Annotated in this window: 16 protein-coding genes and 1 pseudogene; 2 read left to right on the top strand and 15 right to left on the bottom strand. The window is 53.5% G+C overall.

Translation table 11 applies throughout. The annotated features are described in order from the left end of the window. Window positions 1–2: 2 nt before the first annotated feature. From AC07P6_RS26570 to AC07P6_RS26560, 3 genes are read right to left on the bottom strand one after another with little or no spacing between them, the layout of a single operon-like run. Window positions 3–1,127: an ABC transporter permease gene (locus tag AC07P6_RS26570; RefSeq protein WP_181483802.1), complete on the bottom strand. Its 1,125-nt coding sequence runs from the start codon at window positions 1,125–1,127 to the stop codon at window positions 3–5. Further along, entirely contained in the window at window positions 1,127–3,856 is a 2,730-nt protein-coding gene (rbbA, locus tag AC07P6_RS26565; protein ID WP_478315057.1) for a ribosome-associated ATPase/putative transporter RbbA, read from the bottom strand. Before rbbA ends, AC07P6_RS26570 begins: the two co-directional genes overlap by 1 nt. Beyond that, window positions 3,853–4,920, bottom strand: coding sequence for an HlyD family secretion protein (locus AC07P6_RS26560; RefSeq protein WP_304255609.1), 1,068 nt, complete (start codon window positions 4,918–4,920; stop codon window positions 3,853–3,855). The genes rbbA and AC07P6_RS26560 overlap by 4 nt, the downstream gene beginning before the upstream one ends. A 535-nt stretch (window positions 4,921–5,455) precedes the next feature. Between AC07P6_RS26560 and AC07P6_RS26555 the strand changes: the two genes are divergently transcribed. Continuing rightward, on the top strand, window positions 5,456–6,853 hold the full coding sequence (locus AC07P6_RS26555; RefSeq protein WP_478317098.1) for a GGDEF domain-containing protein: 1,398 nt from the start codon (window positions 5,456–5,458) through the stop codon (window positions 6,851–6,853). Between the two features lie 159 nt (window positions 6,854–7,012). Here the strand turns inward: AC07P6_RS26555 and trpS are convergent, their stop codons facing one another. From trpS to AC07P6_RS26530, 5 genes and pseudogenes are all read right to left on the bottom strand, one after another. Next, entirely contained in the window at window positions 7,013–8,020 is a 1,008-nt protein-coding gene (trpS, locus tag AC07P6_RS26550) for a tryptophan--tRNA ligase (protein WP_434660338.1), read from the bottom strand. Window positions 8,021–8,226: 206 nt separating this feature from the next. Beyond that, on the bottom strand, window positions 8,227–9,483 hold the full coding sequence (gene mtr / locus AC07P6_RS26545) for a tryptophan permease (RefSeq protein ID WP_434660337.1): 1,257 nt from the start codon (window positions 9,481–9,483) through the stop codon (window positions 8,227–8,229). A 288-nt stretch (window positions 9,484–9,771) separates the two neighbouring features. Next, on the bottom strand, window positions 9,772–11,160 hold the full coding sequence (gene tnaA, locus AC07P6_RS26540) for a tryptophanase (protein WP_434660335.1): 1,389 nt from the start codon (window positions 11,158–11,160) through the stop codon (window positions 9,772–9,774). 123 nt (window positions 11,161–11,283) lie between these two features. Next, window positions 11,284–11,379 (bottom strand): tryptophanase leader peptide, encoded by a 96-nt coding sequence (gene tnaC / locus AC07P6_RS26535; RefSeq protein WP_004098218.1) that lies wholly within the window; start codon window positions 11,377–11,379, stop codon window positions 11,284–11,286. Between the two features lie 207 nt (window positions 11,380–11,586). Beyond that, window positions 11,587–13,086: pseudogene (locus AC07P6_RS26530) on the bottom strand (pyruvate formate lyase family protein); the annotation flags it as partial. A 56-nt stretch (window positions 13,087–13,142) separates the two neighbouring features. Between AC07P6_RS26530 and AC07P6_RS26525 the strand changes: the two are divergent. Then, a protein-coding gene (locus AC07P6_RS26525) for an IS1-like element IS1N family transposase (protein ID WP_087786203.1) occupies window positions 13,143–13,837 on the top strand; the annotation gives its coding sequence in 2 pieces (ribosomal slippage) (window positions 13,143–13,389 and window positions 13,389–13,837; 696 coding nt in all). Here the strand turns inward: AC07P6_RS26525 and AC07P6_RS26520 are convergent. The 7 genes from AC07P6_RS26520 to cutD form a co-directional block, all read right to left on the bottom strand. Beyond that, window positions 13,834–14,751 (bottom strand): pyruvate formate lyase family protein, encoded by a 918-nt coding sequence (locus AC07P6_RS26520; RefSeq protein WP_478315056.1) that lies wholly within the window; start codon window positions 14,749–14,751, stop codon window positions 13,834–13,836. The genes AC07P6_RS26525 and AC07P6_RS26520 overlap by 4 nt on opposite strands. Before the next feature lie 96 nt (window positions 14,752–14,847). Continuing rightward, window positions 14,848–15,177, bottom strand: a complete 330-nt coding sequence (locus AC07P6_RS26515) for a DMT family transporter (protein WP_102804055.1) — start codon at window positions 15,175–15,177, stop codon at window positions 14,848–14,850. 17 nt (window positions 15,178–15,194) lie between these two features. Continuing rightward, entirely contained in the window at window positions 15,195–15,608 is a 414-nt protein-coding gene (locus AC07P6_RS26510) for a DMT family transporter (protein WP_110277410.1), read from the bottom strand. 19 nt (window positions 15,609–15,627) lie between these two features. Beyond that, entirely contained in the window at window positions 15,628–16,314 is a 687-nt protein-coding gene (locus AC07P6_RS26505) for a hypothetical protein (RefSeq protein ID WP_478315055.1), read from the bottom strand. 12 nt (window positions 16,315–16,326) lie between these two features. Further along, window positions 16,327–16,947, bottom strand: coding sequence for a phosphate propanoyltransferase (locus tag AC07P6_RS26500; RefSeq protein ID WP_434660331.1), 621 nt, complete (start codon window positions 16,945–16,947; stop codon window positions 16,327–16,329). After that, window positions 16,944–17,402: a BMC domain-containing protein gene (locus tag AC07P6_RS26495; protein WP_478315054.1), complete on the bottom strand. Its 459-nt coding sequence runs from the start codon at window positions 17,400–17,402 to the stop codon at window positions 16,944–16,946. The genes AC07P6_RS26500 and AC07P6_RS26495 overlap by 4 nt, the downstream gene beginning before the upstream one ends. 11 nt (window positions 17,403–17,413) lie before the next feature. Continuing rightward, window positions 17,414–18,361, bottom strand: coding sequence for a choline TMA-lyase-activating enzyme (cutD, locus tag AC07P6_RS26490; RefSeq protein ID WP_478315053.1), 948 nt, complete (start codon window positions 18,359–18,361; stop codon window positions 17,414–17,416). Window positions 18,362–18,373 lie beyond the last annotated feature (12 nt).

The raw sequence follows: 18,373 nt of genomic DNA, 5'->3' as shown, positions 1-18,373 counted from the left end.
ACTCAGGCCATCTCGCCGATAGTCTTACGAAAACGCAGCAGTGCAATAGTAAAAAATACGCCACCGATAGCCAGCAGCGTCAGAAACTGCGGCCAGACAATCGCAAAATCTGCGCCTCGATACAGAATTGCCTGCGCCAGGCTGACGAAATGAGTTGTCGGCATGGTGAGCATGATGTCCTGCACCGCCTGCGGCATACTTTCTCGTGGCGTTGATCCCCCGGATAGCATCTGAAGTGGTAGCAGCACTAGAATCATCAACAGCCCTAACTGCGGCATCGAGCGGGCCACGGTTCCCATAAATATTCCAATTGAGGTAGTAGCAAACAGGCTCAGGGCTACTCCAAGCATAAACAGCGGTATAGAGCCTTCAATCGGCACCTGCAACACTCCCTGGACCATCAATATAAGCGATAATCCAGAAACGACCAGCACCACCAAACCCATTGACCAGATCTTTGCCATCATAATTTCAAACGGCGTCACCGGCATCACCAGCAGGTGCTCCACGGTTCCATGCTCTCGTTCACGTATCAACGCCGAACCGGTAAGCACGATGGCCAGCATAGTAATATTGTTGATAATCGCCATTACGGCCCCGAAACGTTCCTGTTCCAGATTCGGGTTAAAACGCATCCTGACGGCTAGCTCGACTGGCAACGTGCTGTTATCCCGATAGCGGGCGACAAAGCTATTCACCTCACCAGTGACGATATTCTGGATATAGCTATTGCCGGTAAACGCCTGGCTCATTCGCGTCGCGTCAACGTTTACCTGCAGTTCCGGCTGGCGTCCGGCTAAAACATCACGCTGAAAATTAGGGGGAATATTAATCGCGAATGTATATCGCCCGGCATCCAGCCCTGCGTCCATTTCATCAGCGGTAATCAGCTCAGGGGGTAAAAACCAGGGACGATAAAAACCGTTGATAATGCGCGATGAGAGCTGCGATTTATCCATATCCGCAATAGCGATAGGGGCTAAATGTAACGACCCCGGCATAACGGTAGCGGAGGAGTAAACCGAGACGGTAAAGGCGAAGACAATTAATGTCAGCATCGCCTTATCGCCAAGCAGGCTGCGTAGCTCTTTCATGCCTAAATTATAAATATTGCGTAATCCGCGCATTATCCCTCCTGTTTTTTCAGCAGCCACACGCTCAGGCCCAGCACCAGCGGAACCGCAATAAGCAGTGGTATGAAGGATGCCCACAGGTCCGTCAGATTTAGCGCTTTGGAAAACGTTCCTCGCGCAATGGTCAGAAAGTGGCTGGTTGGATAAATCTGGCCAATCCAGCGGCCCGGCCCTTCCAGAGACGCGACGGGATCGATCATCCCCGAGAACTGCGTCGCCGGGATAAGCGTAATAATCGCGGTACCGAAAATCGCCGCAATCTGGCTTTTCATAAAGGTTGAGATCAGTAGGCCAAGCCCGGTGGCAATAGTGACATAGAGCAGTGCGGCCAGCGTAAGCGTCAGGAAGCTCCCTTTATGCGGTACGCCAAAGACAAACACCGACAGTGCACATAGTAGAAAGAAGTTAAACATCCCCAGCACGATATACGGCACCTGTTTGCCCAGAAGAAATTCACTGCGGGTGGTCGGCGTCACGTACAGATTGATGATCGAGCCCAGCTCTTTCTCACGCACTACGCTGAGCGCGCTGAGCATCGCCGGGATCATCATCAACAGCAGCGGAATAACCGCTGGAACAATCGCCGGCAGACTCTTCACGTCCGGGTTATAGCGATAGCGGGTTTCAATAGAAATCAGCGAGGTATCGCGATTGGGGCTGGCCTGGCGACCGGCCATCTCCTGAAGCCAGGCCAAATGCATCGCCTGCACGTAGCCGCGCACCGTTTCCGCCCGGTTTGGCATTGCGCCATCAACCCACACGCCGATTTGCACTGGCGTTCCCCGAGCGATGTCGCGGCCAAAATTAGGCGGAATTTCGATAGCCACCGCTAGCTCGCCGTTGCGCATCCGCCGATCCAGTTCACTGTAGCTTTGCAGCGGCGGCTGTTCGATAAAATAGCGTGAACCGGCGATATTCTGCGACCAGCCCTGGCTGCTGACGGTTTGATCGCGGTCGAGTACCGCAAATCGCAGATCCTCGACGTCCATACTGATCCCATAGCCCATAATAAACATCAGGATCACCGTGCCCAGCAATGCCAGAGTCGATCGTACCGGATCGCGACGTAGCTCCAGCGCTTCGCGACGGCTGTAGCTAAACAGGCGGCGCAAGCTAAACGCCTGACGCGGAGCAATGGTTTCGGTTTTGTGTTCAATCATGGGAATCGGCGCAGCCTCAGCAGTTGGCGGCTGTGCGGCATCTGCTGCCTCCTGTAGCCAGGCGATAAAGGCCTCTTCGAGACTGGCCGACCCGCGCTGTTCGACCAGCGCCTGCGGCGTATCGCTGGCCAGCACTTTGCCAGCATGCATCAGCGAAATGCGATCGCAGCGCTCGGCTTCATTCATAAAGTGGGTGGAGATAAAGATTGTCACCCGATCCTGACGGGCCAGATCGACCATCAGCTGCCAGAACATATCTCGGGCCACGGGATCGACGCCAGAGGTGGGTTCATCAAGAATTAACATTTCCGGACGGTGAATTACCGCGACCGCCAGCGATAGCCGCTGCCGAATACCTAACGGCAGCGAGGCGGGCAGGGTGTCTTCAACGTCTTGCAGCATAAAACGCTGGCTCATTTCGGCGACCCGGCCGGGGATCTCCGCATCCGGAATATGGAACAGCCGGGCATGTAGCTCGAGGTTTTGCCTAACGGTCAGTTCACTGTAGAGGGAAAAGGCCTGCGACATATAGCCGACGCGGCGGCGGGTTTCAATATCCTTCGGGTCGACCGGCTGGCCAAATAGCCAGGCCTCGCCCTCGCTGGCCGGCAGCAGCCCGGTCAGCATTTTCATGGTTGTTGATTTACCGCAGCCGTTGGAGCCGAGGAAACCGAAGATTTCGCCGCGGGCGATACGAAAGTTCACGTGATCAACGGCGACAAAATTGCCAAAGCGCATCGTCAGGCCGCGAGCTTCAATGGCGATTTCGCTCTCCTCTGCGTTGCGCGGTGGAATGATCACCTCTTTATGCGCCAGGCGCTGGGCTTCGGGAAGCAGGGCGATGAATGACTGCTCCAGCGTCTGGCTCGCCGTTTGCACTTTTAGCTCTTCTGCGCTGCCGGTCGCCAGAACTTCTCCCGCATTCATGGCGACCAGCCAGTCAAAACGTTCAGCCTCTTCCATATAGGCGGTGGCGACCAGCACGCTCATCTCCGGCTGGCGCTGGCGAATGCTGTCGATCAGATCCCAAAACTGCGCGCGGGAGAGGGGATCGACGCCGGTGGTTGGTTCATCAAGGATCAGCAACTGTGGGTCGTGAATGAGCGCGCAGCACAGGCCAAGCTTTTGCTTCATTCCGCCGGAGAGCTTCCCCGCTGGACGGTCGCGAAACGGTGCCAGACCGGTACTTTGCAAAAGCTCATTGATTCGGTTTTCGCGCTCGGCTTTATCATGACCAAACAGGCGAGCGAAGAAGTCGACGTTTTCATAGACCGACAGGGTGTGGTAGAGGTTTTTCCCCAACCCCTGCGGCATCCAGGCGATTTTCGGGCACACGTCCTGGCGGTGACGCACATCGCTCATGTCGCCGCCGAGCACCATCACGTTACCGTGCTCAATGACTTGCGCGCCGGAAATCAGCGAGAGCAGGCTGGACTTGCCGACGCCGTCTGGCCCGATCAGGCCCACCATACAGCGGGCGGGAATGTTCAGCGTAATATCCTTTAGCGCGGTGGTCGTGCCAAAGTGCTGGCTCACGTTTTCCAGACGGGCGACGGTTTTCATTGCGGCAACCTCACCATCAGCGCTTCAGGCCACGCCTTCTGGCTATCCAGACGCACCCAGGCCATGCCGGGCAGGCCGGTTTTCACATACTCAAGGTGCTGTTCCAGCAGCTCCGGCGGAATGCGGGCTTTGACGCGGAACATCAGCTTCAGCCGTTCATCGCTGGTTTCCACCGTTTTGGGGGTAAATTGCGCCACGCTAGCGACAAAACTGATATTGGCAGGAATAACCAGATTCGGTGCGGCATCAAGGATAATGCGTGCTTCGCTGCCGAGCGCCAAAAGGCCCGCCTGTTCGGTCGGCAGGAAGAAGGTCATATAGACATCAGATAGGTCGACCATATTCAGCACCCGACCGCCCGCCGCCAGCACTTCTCCCGGTTCGGCAACGCGATACTGAATGCGGCCATCACGTGGCGCTTTCAGTTCGCTATCGTCGATATCGGCGATAATCCGCCGCTCGGTAGCCTGAGCTGCCTCAACGCGGGTTTGCGCCTGAATAATACTGGTGCGGGCTGCCTCAATGGCTGCTCTGGCCGCAGAGACCTGCGCTTTCGCTGATTCCAGAGCAGCCCTGGCGCTTTCCGCCGCCGCCTGGTCATCATCAAGCTGTTGAGCGGAGACCGCGCCACGCTGCGACAGGGTGTTGGAACGGACATGGCGTTTGGCGGCGGAATTGAGTTCAGCCTGCCGCTGCTTCACGACCGCCTCGGCAGCGCGCATTTCGCTTTGACGCTGATCGAGCAGCGCTTTTGCTGCGGCAATCGAACTTTCCGCTTCCTTAATTTGCGCGGCGGCCTCCAGCCGTTGTTCATTGAGAACGCGGATGTCCATGCGGGCTAAGACTTCGCCCTGACGCACAAACTGTCCCTCTTTGACCAGAATCGAGTCGATACGACCGGCGGTTTTGGTGGCTATATCGACTTCGGTCGCCTCGATTCTACCGTTGCTGTTGGCAAAGCCTGCCGGAAGCCCTGGTGGGCGCAACATCCACCATGCCGCGGCGGCAATGACCACCAGTAAACCAATAACGTATCCTGTCCAACGCCGTTTGATTTTGTCCATACGCGACTCGCTTTGCTCCGTTTGCTGAGTGGTGCGCGTTTCTCCTCCGCGTAGCGAAGTATCGTCTTTCCAGGAAAAGAAGGGATGGGGGATAAGGCCAACCGGCGCATGACGTCCTGCGACGCTACTGGCCAGTCATAAAGAGGTGCGATTAATGTGGTCATCATCAGCAATCCTCGCCTTAAATGAAACACGCATATCTATTGCTACCGTCAATGCAATACTAACACCCGCAATGAATATGTCCATATACAAAACATGGACTTGTCGCAGAGTTAACATAAAAAAACAGCTGAGGCGCGGTGAGGCAATATTACCCATGATGCTTATTGGGGTTAATGCTCCGGGCCTTGCTCATACAATCTTCATCGTTCTTCATTAAATCATCATACTTATAAGCCATTTCTCAATGCTAATAACCAGAGGGTATTATTGGTGGGGGGCTGTCGCATTTTTAATCTGGTTGCTCCCGGAGAACTGTTGTATGATCTTCGGCCCTGAAAATACACTAACGCCAGGCGAGCGCTTTATTCAAATGAAAGATGAAAGCCAGAAATATATCTCCATTATTTTTAAGGAATGGTTGCCGCTGTACGACAGCCTGACGCCGGAAGTGAAGGCAGTTCTTAAAAATATTGCCGATCAGCAGGCGGAGGCGTTAGCGACCCGTTTTTATGACTTTATTTTTCAGGATCCGGACATCGCCAGGCACCTTACCTATGATTTAGTCCAGGAGCGGCTAAGTAGCTCGCTCGCTGGGTGTGTGAGAGATATCCTGATGAGCGAGAAGGAAAATCTGCAGGCGCTGGCGGAGCGGCAGTACCTGATCGGCAGCATCCATTCGCGAATTGGCATTCCGGCTGAGGCCGTCCTGCGCGGCGCGCGGCAGCTTAAGGCCGGGCTGATTGAAAATATCCGCGATAGCGAGATTGACCGTGATACCAGCGTCGCCGCCATCTACTACGCCATCATGGCTATTAATATGGCGGTCGAGATGATGTGCCACGCCTATACCCTATCGCACTATCGGGCGACGAAAAATGAAGAGGCTTATCGCCTGTATAGCCTGATGGATAATGTGCCATTGGAATATGGTAAGCAGCAGGCTTCGCTCTCTGGGTGGGAAAATACCGCTATTTTTAATATCGTCAGCGATAATAAGACAGATATTAACGGAGCGTTATTATCTGAGTCAGAATTTGGCCTGTGGTTCCGCCATAAATGCGTGCGTTATTTTAATAAAAATCCGCAAATGCAGGAAATCGCCGACTTAATTAGCAAGGTGGATGCCCTGTTATCCGCCTGGAAATCTTCGGCAGACGATTCAGAGTATAAAAATACGCAAAGTCTGCTACAGGGTATCCATATCCATTGTCAGCAGATTGGTAGCCAGCTTGGGGTTCTGTTTAGCAGCCTGTCGCAGATGCAAAGCGGCAAAGATACGCTGACCAGCCTGCTGAACCGTCGCTACCTACCGGTAGTCCTTAAGCATGAAGTGACGCTGGCGATGGAGTATGAGCTGCCGATGACGGTGGCGATCATTGATATCGACCACTTTAAAGAAATTAACGACAGCTGGGGTCATATGGTCGGTGACCGGGCGATCAAGCACGTTGCGGAGCTGCTCAGCGATAACATTCGTTCCAGTGACTACATTTTCCGCTACGGCGGTGAGGAGTTTCTGCTGGTGCTGGTGGAAACCGGCGCGGCGGAAGCCTTTACTATCCTCGAGCGGCTGCGTAAAAAAATCAGCCAACTGGCGTTTAGCGTCGGTGCTGAGACCGAAATTTCGATCACCGCCAGCATTGGCTACGCCGTCCACACCGGTCATCCGGATTACAACCTGCTGCTGCGCGACGCCGACAGCGCGCTGTATGTCGCCAAACGTGATGGGCGAAATTGTGTGAAGATGCATGAAGGCGACGGCAATTAAGCGGCTGAGTTCTTCCCGGAGGCGGCGCGTTGCGCCTGTCCGGGCTACCAGTCCACAGACGGCTGGGAATCCGTAGCCCCGGTAAGGCGTCAGCCGCCACCGGGGAGATAGCCGCATCAGGCTGCGAGCTCGTGGAGCCTGCGAAGATATCTCTGACTCTCAAAACAGCACCGGCAGCCCCAGACCTCGTTTTACCTCATGCAACGTTTGTTGAGTCAACTGGTGTGCCCGTTCGCTTCCCCGGCGCAGTAGTTCCAGCAGCATGCCTTTATCCTGAATATAGGTCGCCCGGCGTTCGCGTATCGGTGCCAGCAGCTCCTGTAAACAGGACTCCAGCTCATTCTTGCACTGTCGGTCCCCAAGACCACCACGCTGATAGTGTGCTTTCATATCCGCAACCAACGTTTTATCGGGATGAAAGGCGTCGAGATAAGTAAAGACCACGTTACCTTCAATCTGGCCCGGATCGGCAACTCGCAGGTGATTCGGATCGGTGTACATGGCGCTGACCGCGCGGTGGATCTCCTCTTTGCTGGCTGAAAGCGTGAGCGTATTTCCCAGCGATTTCGACATTTTTGCATTGCCGTCGATGCCCGGCAGGCGGCTGACATCGCTGAGTAGCGCTTTGCAGTGCTGTAAGATCGGCGTCGTCGTCAGGCTATTCATTTTGTGCACGATCTCGTTGGTCTGTTCAATCATCGGTAGCTGATCGTCGCCAACCGGCACCAGTTCGGCTTTAAAGGCGCTGATATCGGCAGCCTGGCTGATGGGATAGGCCAAAAAGCCCACCGGTAGCGAGCGGGAAAATCCCTTCTGGGCGATTTCGTTTTTGACCGTCGGATTACGCTCAACGCGGGCGACGGTGACGATATTCATATATAGCGCGCTGAGCTCCGCCAGCGCCGGTAGGGCCGATTGCAGACAGATGGTCGTCTTTTGTGGGTCGATGCCGACGGCCAGATAATCCGCCATCACTTCAAAGATGTTACTGCTGATTTTTTGCGGATTGCTGCCGTTATCGGTCAGCCCCTGCAGATCAGCAACAAGGATAAATTGCTGGTGATCATGTTGGAGCTGCACGCGCTGGCGCAGGGAACCGACGTAGTGGCCGAGGTGCAGCTGGCCGGTTGGACGGTCGCCGGTCAGAATAGTTTGTGTCGTACTCATGAGTGACTCCTTATGCTGTGATTAAGCCGAAAGGCGCCACTCAGAAACAACAAAGCCGCCTTCCGGCGGCTCTGAATATGGGAAACGTTAAATCATGCCGCCTGTTATGCAGGCAGCCACCAACGACAAGGGTGAGTTACGACAACGTTTCTGTTCATCTTTTTATCCTGCCACGAAAAGCAGTAGCAGTAAAAGCGGTTTTTTATTTAGCGATAAACCGGCAGCAGGTTAAAACTGGATAAGATATGAATTATCGCGTTAGCGCCTCCGAAGCATAAAATCAGGATAATCATGGCATTGCCACCCCATACCCGATAGTTCGGGCTACCAAACCGTTTTCGTGAGGCTCGTGCCAGAAGAGCGGGAACGATAGCAGCCCAAACGGTGGCGGCGAGACCGGCGAAGCCGATGGCGTAAATAAAGCCGTTTGGCCACAGCAGCCCACCGACAATCGGCGGCACAAAGGTAACCAGCGCGGTTTTAAAACGCCCCTTAGGGCTGTCGTCGAACTTAAACAGATCCGCCAGGTAATCGAACAGGCCGAGAGTCACGCCCAGAAACGAACTGGCGACGGCGAAGTTGGAAAAGACGGTCAGTAGTAAGTCCAGCGTGGAGCTGTTCAGCAGGCCGCTTAGGGTCTGCACCAGTACGTCAATATTGCCGCCTTTCTCGGCGATATCGATAAACGCCGGGCGCGGAATATTGCCCATGGTACCGACCAACCAGATGATATACAGCACTAGCGCCATCAGTGTGCCAAGCAGCAGGCAGCGACGAATGATTAGCGGATCTTTACCGTAATACTTCATCAGGCTGGGGACGTTACCGTGATAGCCAAATGAAGCCAGGCAGAACGGCAGCGTCATCAGCACGTAGGGCAAATATGACGCATTGGCTTCCGAGCGGTTAAACAGAATCGCGGGCTCGACGTGCCACATCAGCCCGCCGAAGGTCATAAAGAAGGTGAGGATTTTGGCGCCCAGCACGATAGTGGTCATCCGGCTTACCGCTTTGGTGCTCAGCCAGACAATAAAGGCGACCACCAGTGCGAACGCCAGGCCGCCTAAGCGCGCCGGTACCGCGAGATTCATTTGCGCAAAAGTATGCTGGATAACCGAACCGCTGGCGGATATATAGGCGTAGGTCAGAATATATAATACGAAGGCGACGGTGAGACCATTAATAATATTCCAGCCGTTACCCAGTAAATCTTTAGTAATAGTATCGAAGCTGGCGCCAATATGATAATTCAGGTTTGCTTCCAGAATCATTAATCCGGAGTGCAGCATACAAAACCAGGTAAATATAAGCGCCAGCAGCGACCAGAAAAACCAGGAACCAGACATGACGACCGGTAAAGAGAACATACCTGCGCCAATAATGGTACCACCGATAATCATCGCTCCGCCAATCAGCGACGGTGTATTTTTTGAGACCGCTTTTGAGACCGATAATGTAGCCATAAGGTTATTCCTCACGTGGCTATCTATTAAGAGCCTATCCCATTAGGGCTATTTTGCTTGCCATTTTGAACCTGGGCAGTGCTCAGAATCCTCACGTACTACGTGTACGCTCCGGTTCTTGCGCGCTGGCCGTGTTCAAACTGTCGGCGCCAATTACGCCTACTGGGATAGGCTCTAAGTAACGGGCTGCGGGCAAACGGCTACCCAGGCACAACCCGAGTGATTGAGCTAATTAGTCGTTATTTGAAGTTTAAGGCGCTCCCGTCGCGAGAGCGCCGAGGGCTTGGGTTATTTCACCGGTTTCAGTCTGGCGACGAAGTGGCGCAGTACAGGCGGTTCATAGGTAAAGGTCAGACCCTTAATATTTGCGGCGCGGGACTTAACGGCAATCAGCGCATCAGCGATATAGTCCATATGATCGTTGGTATAAACCCGGCGAGGAATGGTCAGACGCAGCAGCTCCATCGGCGACGCTTTCTGCTTACCGGTTTCCGGGTCGCGGCCCAGTAGCAGGGAGCCGATTTCCACGCTGCGAATACCCGCCTCCAGGTACAGCTCGTTATTCAACGCGTGGGCCGGGAACTGTTCTGCCGGGATATGCGGCAGCAGCAGTTTGGCATCGACGAATACCGCATGACCTCCGGTCGGATATTGAATCGGAATGCCGCCTTCGCGCAGGCGTTCGCCGAGGTACTCCACCTGATTGATGCGATAAGCGAGGTAGTCCTCGTTGGTTCCTTCTTCCAGACCAATAGCCAGTGCTTCCATATCGCGTCCCGCCAGACCACCGTAGGTGACGAAGCCTTCCATCGGCACGCAGCGGATGCGCACTTCGTTAAATAAGTCTTCATCATCGCGGAAGCAGCATAGCCCGCCGATATTGACCATCGGGTCTTTCTTAGCGGACATCGTCAGCATATCGCCGTATTCGTACATCTCGAGAATAATCTCTTTCACCGATTTATCCGCGTAGCCCTCTTCGCGCTGTTTAATAAACCAGGCGTTTTCGCAGAAGCGGGCGGAGTCGATCACCACTGGAATATTATTCTGGCGGGCAATTTGATACACCTCGCGCATATTGGCCAGCGATACCGGCTGTCCGCCGGAGCTATTACAGGTAACAGTAGTAATAATCGCCGCGACGTTTTCCGCGCCGTGTTCGGCAATGGTCGCCTTCAGCAAATCAATATCGAAATTACCTTTCCAGTCGTACCACGAGGTGGTATCGAAGGCTTTTGGCGTCACCACGTTAATCGCTTTCGCGCCGTTAAGCTCGACGTGGGCAGCGGTGGTGTCGAAGTGGAAGTTGGAAATAAATACCGGATGCGCCGACTTGCGGCGGGCAATCAAGCTCGGAAACAGGATCTGCTCTGCGCCACGCCCCTGGTGGGTCGGAATGGTATACGGATAGCCAATGATCTCTTTGACTTTTTCGCACAGGTGCTGATAGTTGCGCGACCCGGCATAAGCCTCGTCGCCCATCATCAGGCCAGCCCACTGATGGTCGCTCATTGCTCCGGTACCGGAGTCGGTCAGCAGGTCGATATAAACATCCTGACTATTGAGTAAAAACGGGTTATATCCCGCTTCTTCCAGGGCTTTGACGCGATCGTCAAAGGTGGTCATGCGAATGTTTTCGACCATTTTAATACGGAACGGCTCAGGAATACGTTTCATTTATTTTCTCCATGGGGATGCTGTGCCGCGTTTGGCTATTCGGCGACAAATGACAGGCGCAACAAATAGCGACTAAACGCAGTGTTGATATAAATTTTTTAGGGAGCAGGCAGCAGCGGAGAATTAACGAGGGAAGTCGTTGGAGATACGATGATCCAAATTATACCAGTCGTCCAGGCCACCCTGGGCAATGAGGCGATAAATCGATTTTTGCGTCATTACATCGTCCTCTGTGTGTGATGGGGTGTGATAAAAATAAAGAAAAATGAGAAAATAACCACGATTAAAATCACAAAATATTATTTATAGATAAGCGTAGTCTTAAACTTTGACGCTGGTCTTGTTTTTTTAAATAGCAGGCTTTGTTATAACATTTTGTGTTTTTAAAGCCATCGTGGTTATTGAGGATTAATTCCCATTGAGTTTTTAATGATTTACGGTACGGCTAATAATCTCATCCTGCACGTCTTTGCAAAGCTCAACAAAAAACGCGCTATAGCCCGCGACGCGAACGATAAGGTCACGATATTGTTCCGGACATTTCTGTGCTTTAACCAGAGTTGCGTTATCAATACAGTTAAACTGCATCTGCCCATTTCCCATCACCGAGGCCGTCCGCAGCAGAGTAATAATGCCATTGCGACTTTCCGGAGTATCCAGCGCGCTTTGGCTGAGCTTAAAGTTATGCGCCATCCCCAGGCTCATGGATTCGACGTTGATTCTGGAGACGGATTTGATGACCGCCGTAGGGCCCTGGGTATCGGCACCCTGGGTTGGGCTCATGGCATCAGAGAGCGGCGCAAAAGCCTCTCGACCATCCGGCGTTGCGCCGATCATGCCACCCAGCGGAGTATTAAACGATTGTGACAGCGTTCCGTGGATATGTCTGGCATAAAGGGAGCGATGCTGATTCATTCTCTTTTCAGTGTAATCAACAATATCTACGGCAATATCATCGGCATAGCTATCATCATTGCCATATTTAGGCGCATGTTTACAATCGCGTCGGATATGTTCATATCCTTCCCAATTTGCATCGAGCGCTTTCCTGAGTTCGGCCAGGGTATATTTTTTGTCGTCATACACCAGTTTCTTAATGGCCGCCATGCTGTCCACAAAAGTGCCCAGACCAGCGAAAATTGTTCCTGGCCCGTCATACAACACTGCGCCTCCGGCGGTGACGTCCTGCCCGTTTTGCATGCAGCCATCAACGAAGAGAGACATATACGGCGTAGGGGTGATGTCGCGGAAGACGCCCTGAATGATATTGGTGCCTATCGCGTTCATCTCGATCAGGTAATCAAGCTGGTGCTTGACCACGGCGGCAAATTCGTCCCAGGTCGCCAGAGCATCAACATCACCGGTATCCAGCCAGCGCTTGTCACCATAAGATTTGAGTACGCCGCGGTTGAGCGCCATTTCAAGGGTAATAGGCCACTGGGTAAAACCGCCAGCAGTCCATTGGTGGATGCGCCCCGATCTTTGCGGTTCCACGCAGCCCATCAGGCAGTAGTCGCGGGCATCTTCAAAATCGAAGCCTTTTCTGAGCATGATTTTTATATGCGCATCGTCAAAATGACACGCGGGCATGCCGATGCCAGTTTTAATAATATCGACAATCTTATCTAAATAACGTTGCGGAGATTGATTATGGATCCGACAGGCGAGGGATGGCTGATAAACCTTCACTTTTTCAACCGCTTCCATAATAAGATATGTCAGGTCGTTAGTGCCGTCACCGCCTTCTCTTTTCAGACCGCCAACGGTCATATTAATGAATGGCATATAACCCGCGAAATACTTGGCTGTCGCACCTGGAGTATACCAAATCATTTCGGAGCACTTGATAATGAAACAGCCCATTAATTCCAGCGCCTGCTGGTTATCCATTTTGCCTGAGGCTATTCCTGCGGCAAAGTACGGATGGTGATGCCTCTAATTAGTTGAATCTGATGTATAATGCGGGCTTTTGAGGTTCTTTCATGGCCAGCGTTAACATTCATTGTCCTCGTTGTCAGTCTGCACAGGTCTACCGCCATGGTCAGAACCCTAAAGGCCATGACAGATTTCGCTGCCGTGACTGCCACCGCGTTTTTCAGCTCACTTACACTTATGAGGCCCGTAAGCCGGGCATTAAAGAGCTGATCACTGAAATGGCCTTCAATGGCGCCGGGGTTCGCGATACCGCCAGAACACTGAAAATTGGCATTAACACCGTCATCCGGACTTTAAAAAACTCACGCCAAAGCGAATAACGTCTTCGCCCGTTGCTCATGCTGATGTGGCGCTTATCTGCGAACTTGATGAGCAATGGAGTTTCGTTGGCAGTAAAGCCCGGCAACACTGGCTCTGGTACGCGTATAACACCAAAACAGGGGGTGTACTGGCCTACACTTTTGGTCCCCGTACCGATGAAACCTGCCGGGAACTACTGGCACTGCTTACGCCATTCAACATCGGCATGATCACCAGCGACGACTGGGGCAGCTATGGCCGGGAGGTGCCGAAGGATAAGCATCTGACCGGAAAAATATTCACCCAACGGATTGAGCGCAATAACCTGACGCTGCGCACCCGCATTAAGCGCTTGGCTCGTAAAACAATCTGCTTCTCGCGTTCAGTAGAGATCCACGAAAAAGTCATCGGGACGTTTATTGAAAAACACATGTTCTACTAATTGGAAGCATCACCGTACGGATAAACATACTGGTCAATGCGTCCGAGTGAGGTGCTGCACTGGTTCTCTTCCAGTAAAAATAGCGATTGAATCGTCCATATTGCCTGCAATGCCTCATGGAATGTTTCAGGAGGATGCGCGGGCACGCGGGCATTCACCGCCGCGATCGATTTTAATTCGTCTTTTCTCTTTGGGTCGGTTTCTTTTGCTGCGAGTTCAAGGGCATGGGCTGAGAGCCTGGCAGCATAGGTTAAAATGCCTTCGCAGCACTCTATCGCCGCCTGGTAGAAAGCGATTTTATCCTGGTGTTGTTTATTCTCTGGGGATAATTCAGCGAGAGAGAGCTCCGCTTCTCTTTTTAAGCCGTAAATCCCTTTTGGGAATAAGATATTGTCATAACCTGGGCTGGTGTCGCCGCCGCCGCTGGTAATATGGTAAGTCAGGTCGCTAATGGTTGCCTGTGCGCCAAATTCCCATAACTCTTCATTCTCTTTGCGTATTATTTTTTCGCACTCTTCGGCCAGAGATTTACCCTGCCAGAAAGGGAATAGCTCCTCCCGCATCATCCGTTTATCTTCTTCACTGATAAAATAGGGATCCTGCGTCCGGGTACCGATAGTTTCTAATTCATCCGCGACCCATTGCCACGCTGTATCCGGCGAAAAGGAGCCTGCGCGCGGTTTACCACAGGGGTGACCGACAATCAGCTCGCGATCCTGGATAAGCAGCGGTGCGGTTTCGCAGGCGCGGCGAAAACCTTTTGCCCGCAGTAAATTCCTCGGCAGTTCGGGATGGCTCTTGAATACTTCGGTATAGGCCAGCGCTCTGTTGATCGTAATGCTGGGTTTTGCCGACAGGTACGCATCCTTAAGGATTTGCAGCCGCTGTGGCAGGAGGGAGTTTGTACCAATCATAAGGAGAATTTCCGAAGCGTTAACGACTATTTGACGACGTTGTAGGCGTTTTCGGACTGCTTCTTTGCGTGTTCGCTCAAAGCAGCCCGAATCTCGTTACATGCTGGAGAAGACGTTCATAATGATGCCGCCGGAAATAATCAGCACCATTGCGAGGATTGCCGGGATATCCGGTTTTTGTTTATAGAGGATCATCGAGCAAATTGTGACGCCGACGATGCCAAAGCCGCACCACAGCGAGTAGGCGACTCCCACCGGAATGGTGCTCATCGCGCGGGTGAGGGCGAAATAGCACAGACCGTAGGCGCAAATCACCAGCACCGACGGGGCCAACTTGCTAAAGCCATTGGTCTTTTTGATCATGGACGTACCGGTGATTTCGGAGCCGATAGACAGTGCCAGCCATAAAAATCCGAGATTAAACATATGCTTTTCCTTTCCTGTTAGTTGGCGACTTTTTTGTCCATAGATGAAGCGACCGGCTCAGCAGGCGCTTCCGCGCTCTCTTCGCTGCCCATTTTGGAAAACAGGTTCATGATCACAATGCCGCTGGCGATGATTGCCATGCCGATAATGGCGGCGGTGTCCGGATGCTGACCGTAGAAAGCCATACCCAGGGTGGAGACGACCAGAATGCCGGTGCCGGACCAGGTGGCGTAGGCCAGGCCAACAGGAATATCTTTGACCGCCCGCGATAGCGAGTAGTAGCAGGTGCAATAGAGAACAATCAGCAGCCCGAGCAACAGTATTTTGGTGGTACCTTCGCTGCTACCGAACATTTTGAGCGTGGACGTGGCTGAGGTTTCGGAAACAATAACCAACAACATCCATAGCCAACACTTTGTTTTTGAAGACATAAATTAAACTCCGGGTTTACTATTTAAGGTAAGGTTCTTTTTTTCTGTTTTTTAAAAAATCGATAGCGGCATCGGTCAACTGAGCTTCGGGTGCGCAGGCCAGCGCCGGATTATTCACCACGTCTGTGACAGTGAGATAACGCCGCGTGGTACTCGTCAGTACCGGTGCTGCTTCGCTACCTGACGCCAGTCTTTCCAGCAGCTCATTCATGGTACACAGCGTGACGCCGCAGTCCGCCAGGCGGGCCAGCGTGGCCTGCATATGCCCGGCGTAAGCGGAGTTCGGCTGCGCGCCCAGCAGTTGGTTCAGTTCGCTGGCAGGGTCGCAATGGTAGCGCAGGGCCAGCACCGGCAGGCCGCTCAGCAGGGCGTCATGCATGCGCCGGGCAAGCGGGCTGTGCAGGGAGCCATTCACCAGATCTGCTGCCAGCGGATAATCGAGAAACGGCAGCAGCAGCGCTTTGTACGGGACCGAAGGCAGCGTATCTTGCCAGTCGGCCGCAGACAGCGTTTTACCGAGAGCCTGCCACTGCTCGCCGTCTTCAATCCCGCTATCCAGCGCCAGATGCAGACTTTCGCCGCAGCTCGCCAGCCGCTGGCGAATGGCATGCCGATATCCCGTCGCGGCGGCCACCATTACCAGTACCGGCGGTTTCAGGCGCTGGAGTATGCGTTCAACCAGGCATTCAATCTGTTGGTCAGTCATGGCGGGCCTCCGTTAACCGATGAGCGTGACCTGCGCGCCGTTTTTCAATCCGGCGGCGTTGGCCTCTTCGGTATCAATATGAAACTCCAGCGCAAAGTCTTCGCGCACCCGCACCACCACTTCATCGAAAGTCAGCTGGCGCTCGCCGTCGCTGCGCACGCTGACCTTTTGACCGTTAGCGACGTTCAACTGGCGGGCGTCCTGCGGTGACATATGAATATGCCGCCAGGCGCAGATCACCTGAGAGCGCAGTTCAACGTGGCCAGCGGGGCCTATCAGCAATGCGCTGCCCGCGTTCTCTAGTTGACCCGATTCGCGAACCGGCGCTTTGACGCCGAGGGTAAAGCAGTCGGCACGGGAGATTTCCAGCTGCGAAACCGGGCGCGTCGGGCCGAGGACGCGAACGTTAGTGAGCGAGCCTTTCGGACCAACCACGGTGACGCACTCCTGGGCGGCGAACTGTCCCGGTTGGCGCAGCGGCTTAAACGGCGTCAGGGCATAACCCTTACCGAACAGAGCTTCGACGTCCTGCTGCGCCAGATGCACGTGGCGATTAGAGATGCCGACCGGGATAGCCGGAGAAACATGGCTCAGGCGGGCGGCGATTTTTTCATGTAGCAGAGTATCGATCATGCCTTCTTCCCTTTCCTCATCGCCGGGTTTTTATCTTCCGACGGGACCGGTGCGGGCTGCGCTGTGGGCGGGGCGACGGGTTCTTCCGCATCCTTTTTTTCTGCCGGGAGCGGCTCAGCAGTTCCGACTTCATCTTTCATTTCAACCGGCGCGTCGACTTTGACCTCAGCGCGCGGCGGGTGGCCTTTTAAACTGCTCAGGGCTTCGACCACGCTGCGCTCAGGGCGGGCGATCACCAGCGAGCGGGCCTGCGAATCGATAGCGATAGCGACGGCCACGCCGCGCTCGATGGCGGTGTGAATCGCGCTGATTTCCCCTTCAAAGCAGACGCTCACCAGCCCTGAACCGACTTTACGGTAGCCGATGCAGGCCACGCCTGCGCTTTTACAGGCGGCGTCCACGGCCTGAACGGCGGCAACTAACCCTCGCGTTTCAATTACGCCTAAACTTTTCATTATCGGCTCCTTTAGTGACGAACTAAGCGAATATCAAAATCAAACTGCGTGAAGAACGTTTCCAGCCGGTTCAACTCATCGGCGGAATAAGTCGGGTCCTGGGTAATGGGGTAGGGCATCTCCAGGCGCTCATATTTTTTGCGCCCGAGCTGGTGGTACGGCAGCATGTCGATGCGGCGGATATTGCCGCGCTTCGCCAGCTTCTGCACATAATCAATTGCTCCGGTAATGGCTTCCCATGAGTCGTTATAACCGCGCACCAGCGGCATCCGCACAATCACGTTAGCGCCCGAATCAACCAACCATTCCAGATTGCGGCGAATCCCTTCGTTGCCAATGCCAAATAAGGCTTTATGGTGCTCGCTGTTAATTTGCTTAATATCGAACAGGAAGGTATCGGTTACCGGCGCCAGCTTTTGATAATTAGCCAGTGGGGTTGTACCCTGGGTTTCAACAGCGGTATTGAGCATCATCTTTTTGCATTCGCTAAATAGCGCGACGGCAAAATCGGTTTGCAGGCTCATCTCGCCGCCGCCGATGGTGACGCCGCCGCCGGAAGCGATATAAAAATCATAATCCTGCATGATTATCTCCATCAGTTCACTGACGGTGACATCTTTGCCCATAATATCCAGCGCGCTCTGGGTGCAAATTTCTTCGCACTTGCGACAGCCGATGCAATCTTTATTGCGGTTGACGAAGTGCTTCATTTCGCCATTTTCTTCTGCCCGATAATGAATACCCGCCGGACAGACGTTGACGCAGTCACCGCAGTTAATGCATTTATCCTGCGAAAACATCACCTGAAACTGGCTATTAAGCCCTTCCGGGTTGGCGCACCACGGGCAGCGTATATTGCAGCCTTTAAAAAAAACCAGCGTGCGAATTCCATCACCGTCATAAATCGAATATTTCTGAATATTGAAAATTCGCCCGGTTAATTCTTGTTTTGCGCTCACATTTACCTCCAG

The sequence above is a fragment of the Klebsiella sp. GFKo11 genome (assembly GCF_056490265.1).
This window is presented reverse-complemented; position numbering and strand designations above follow the sequence as displayed.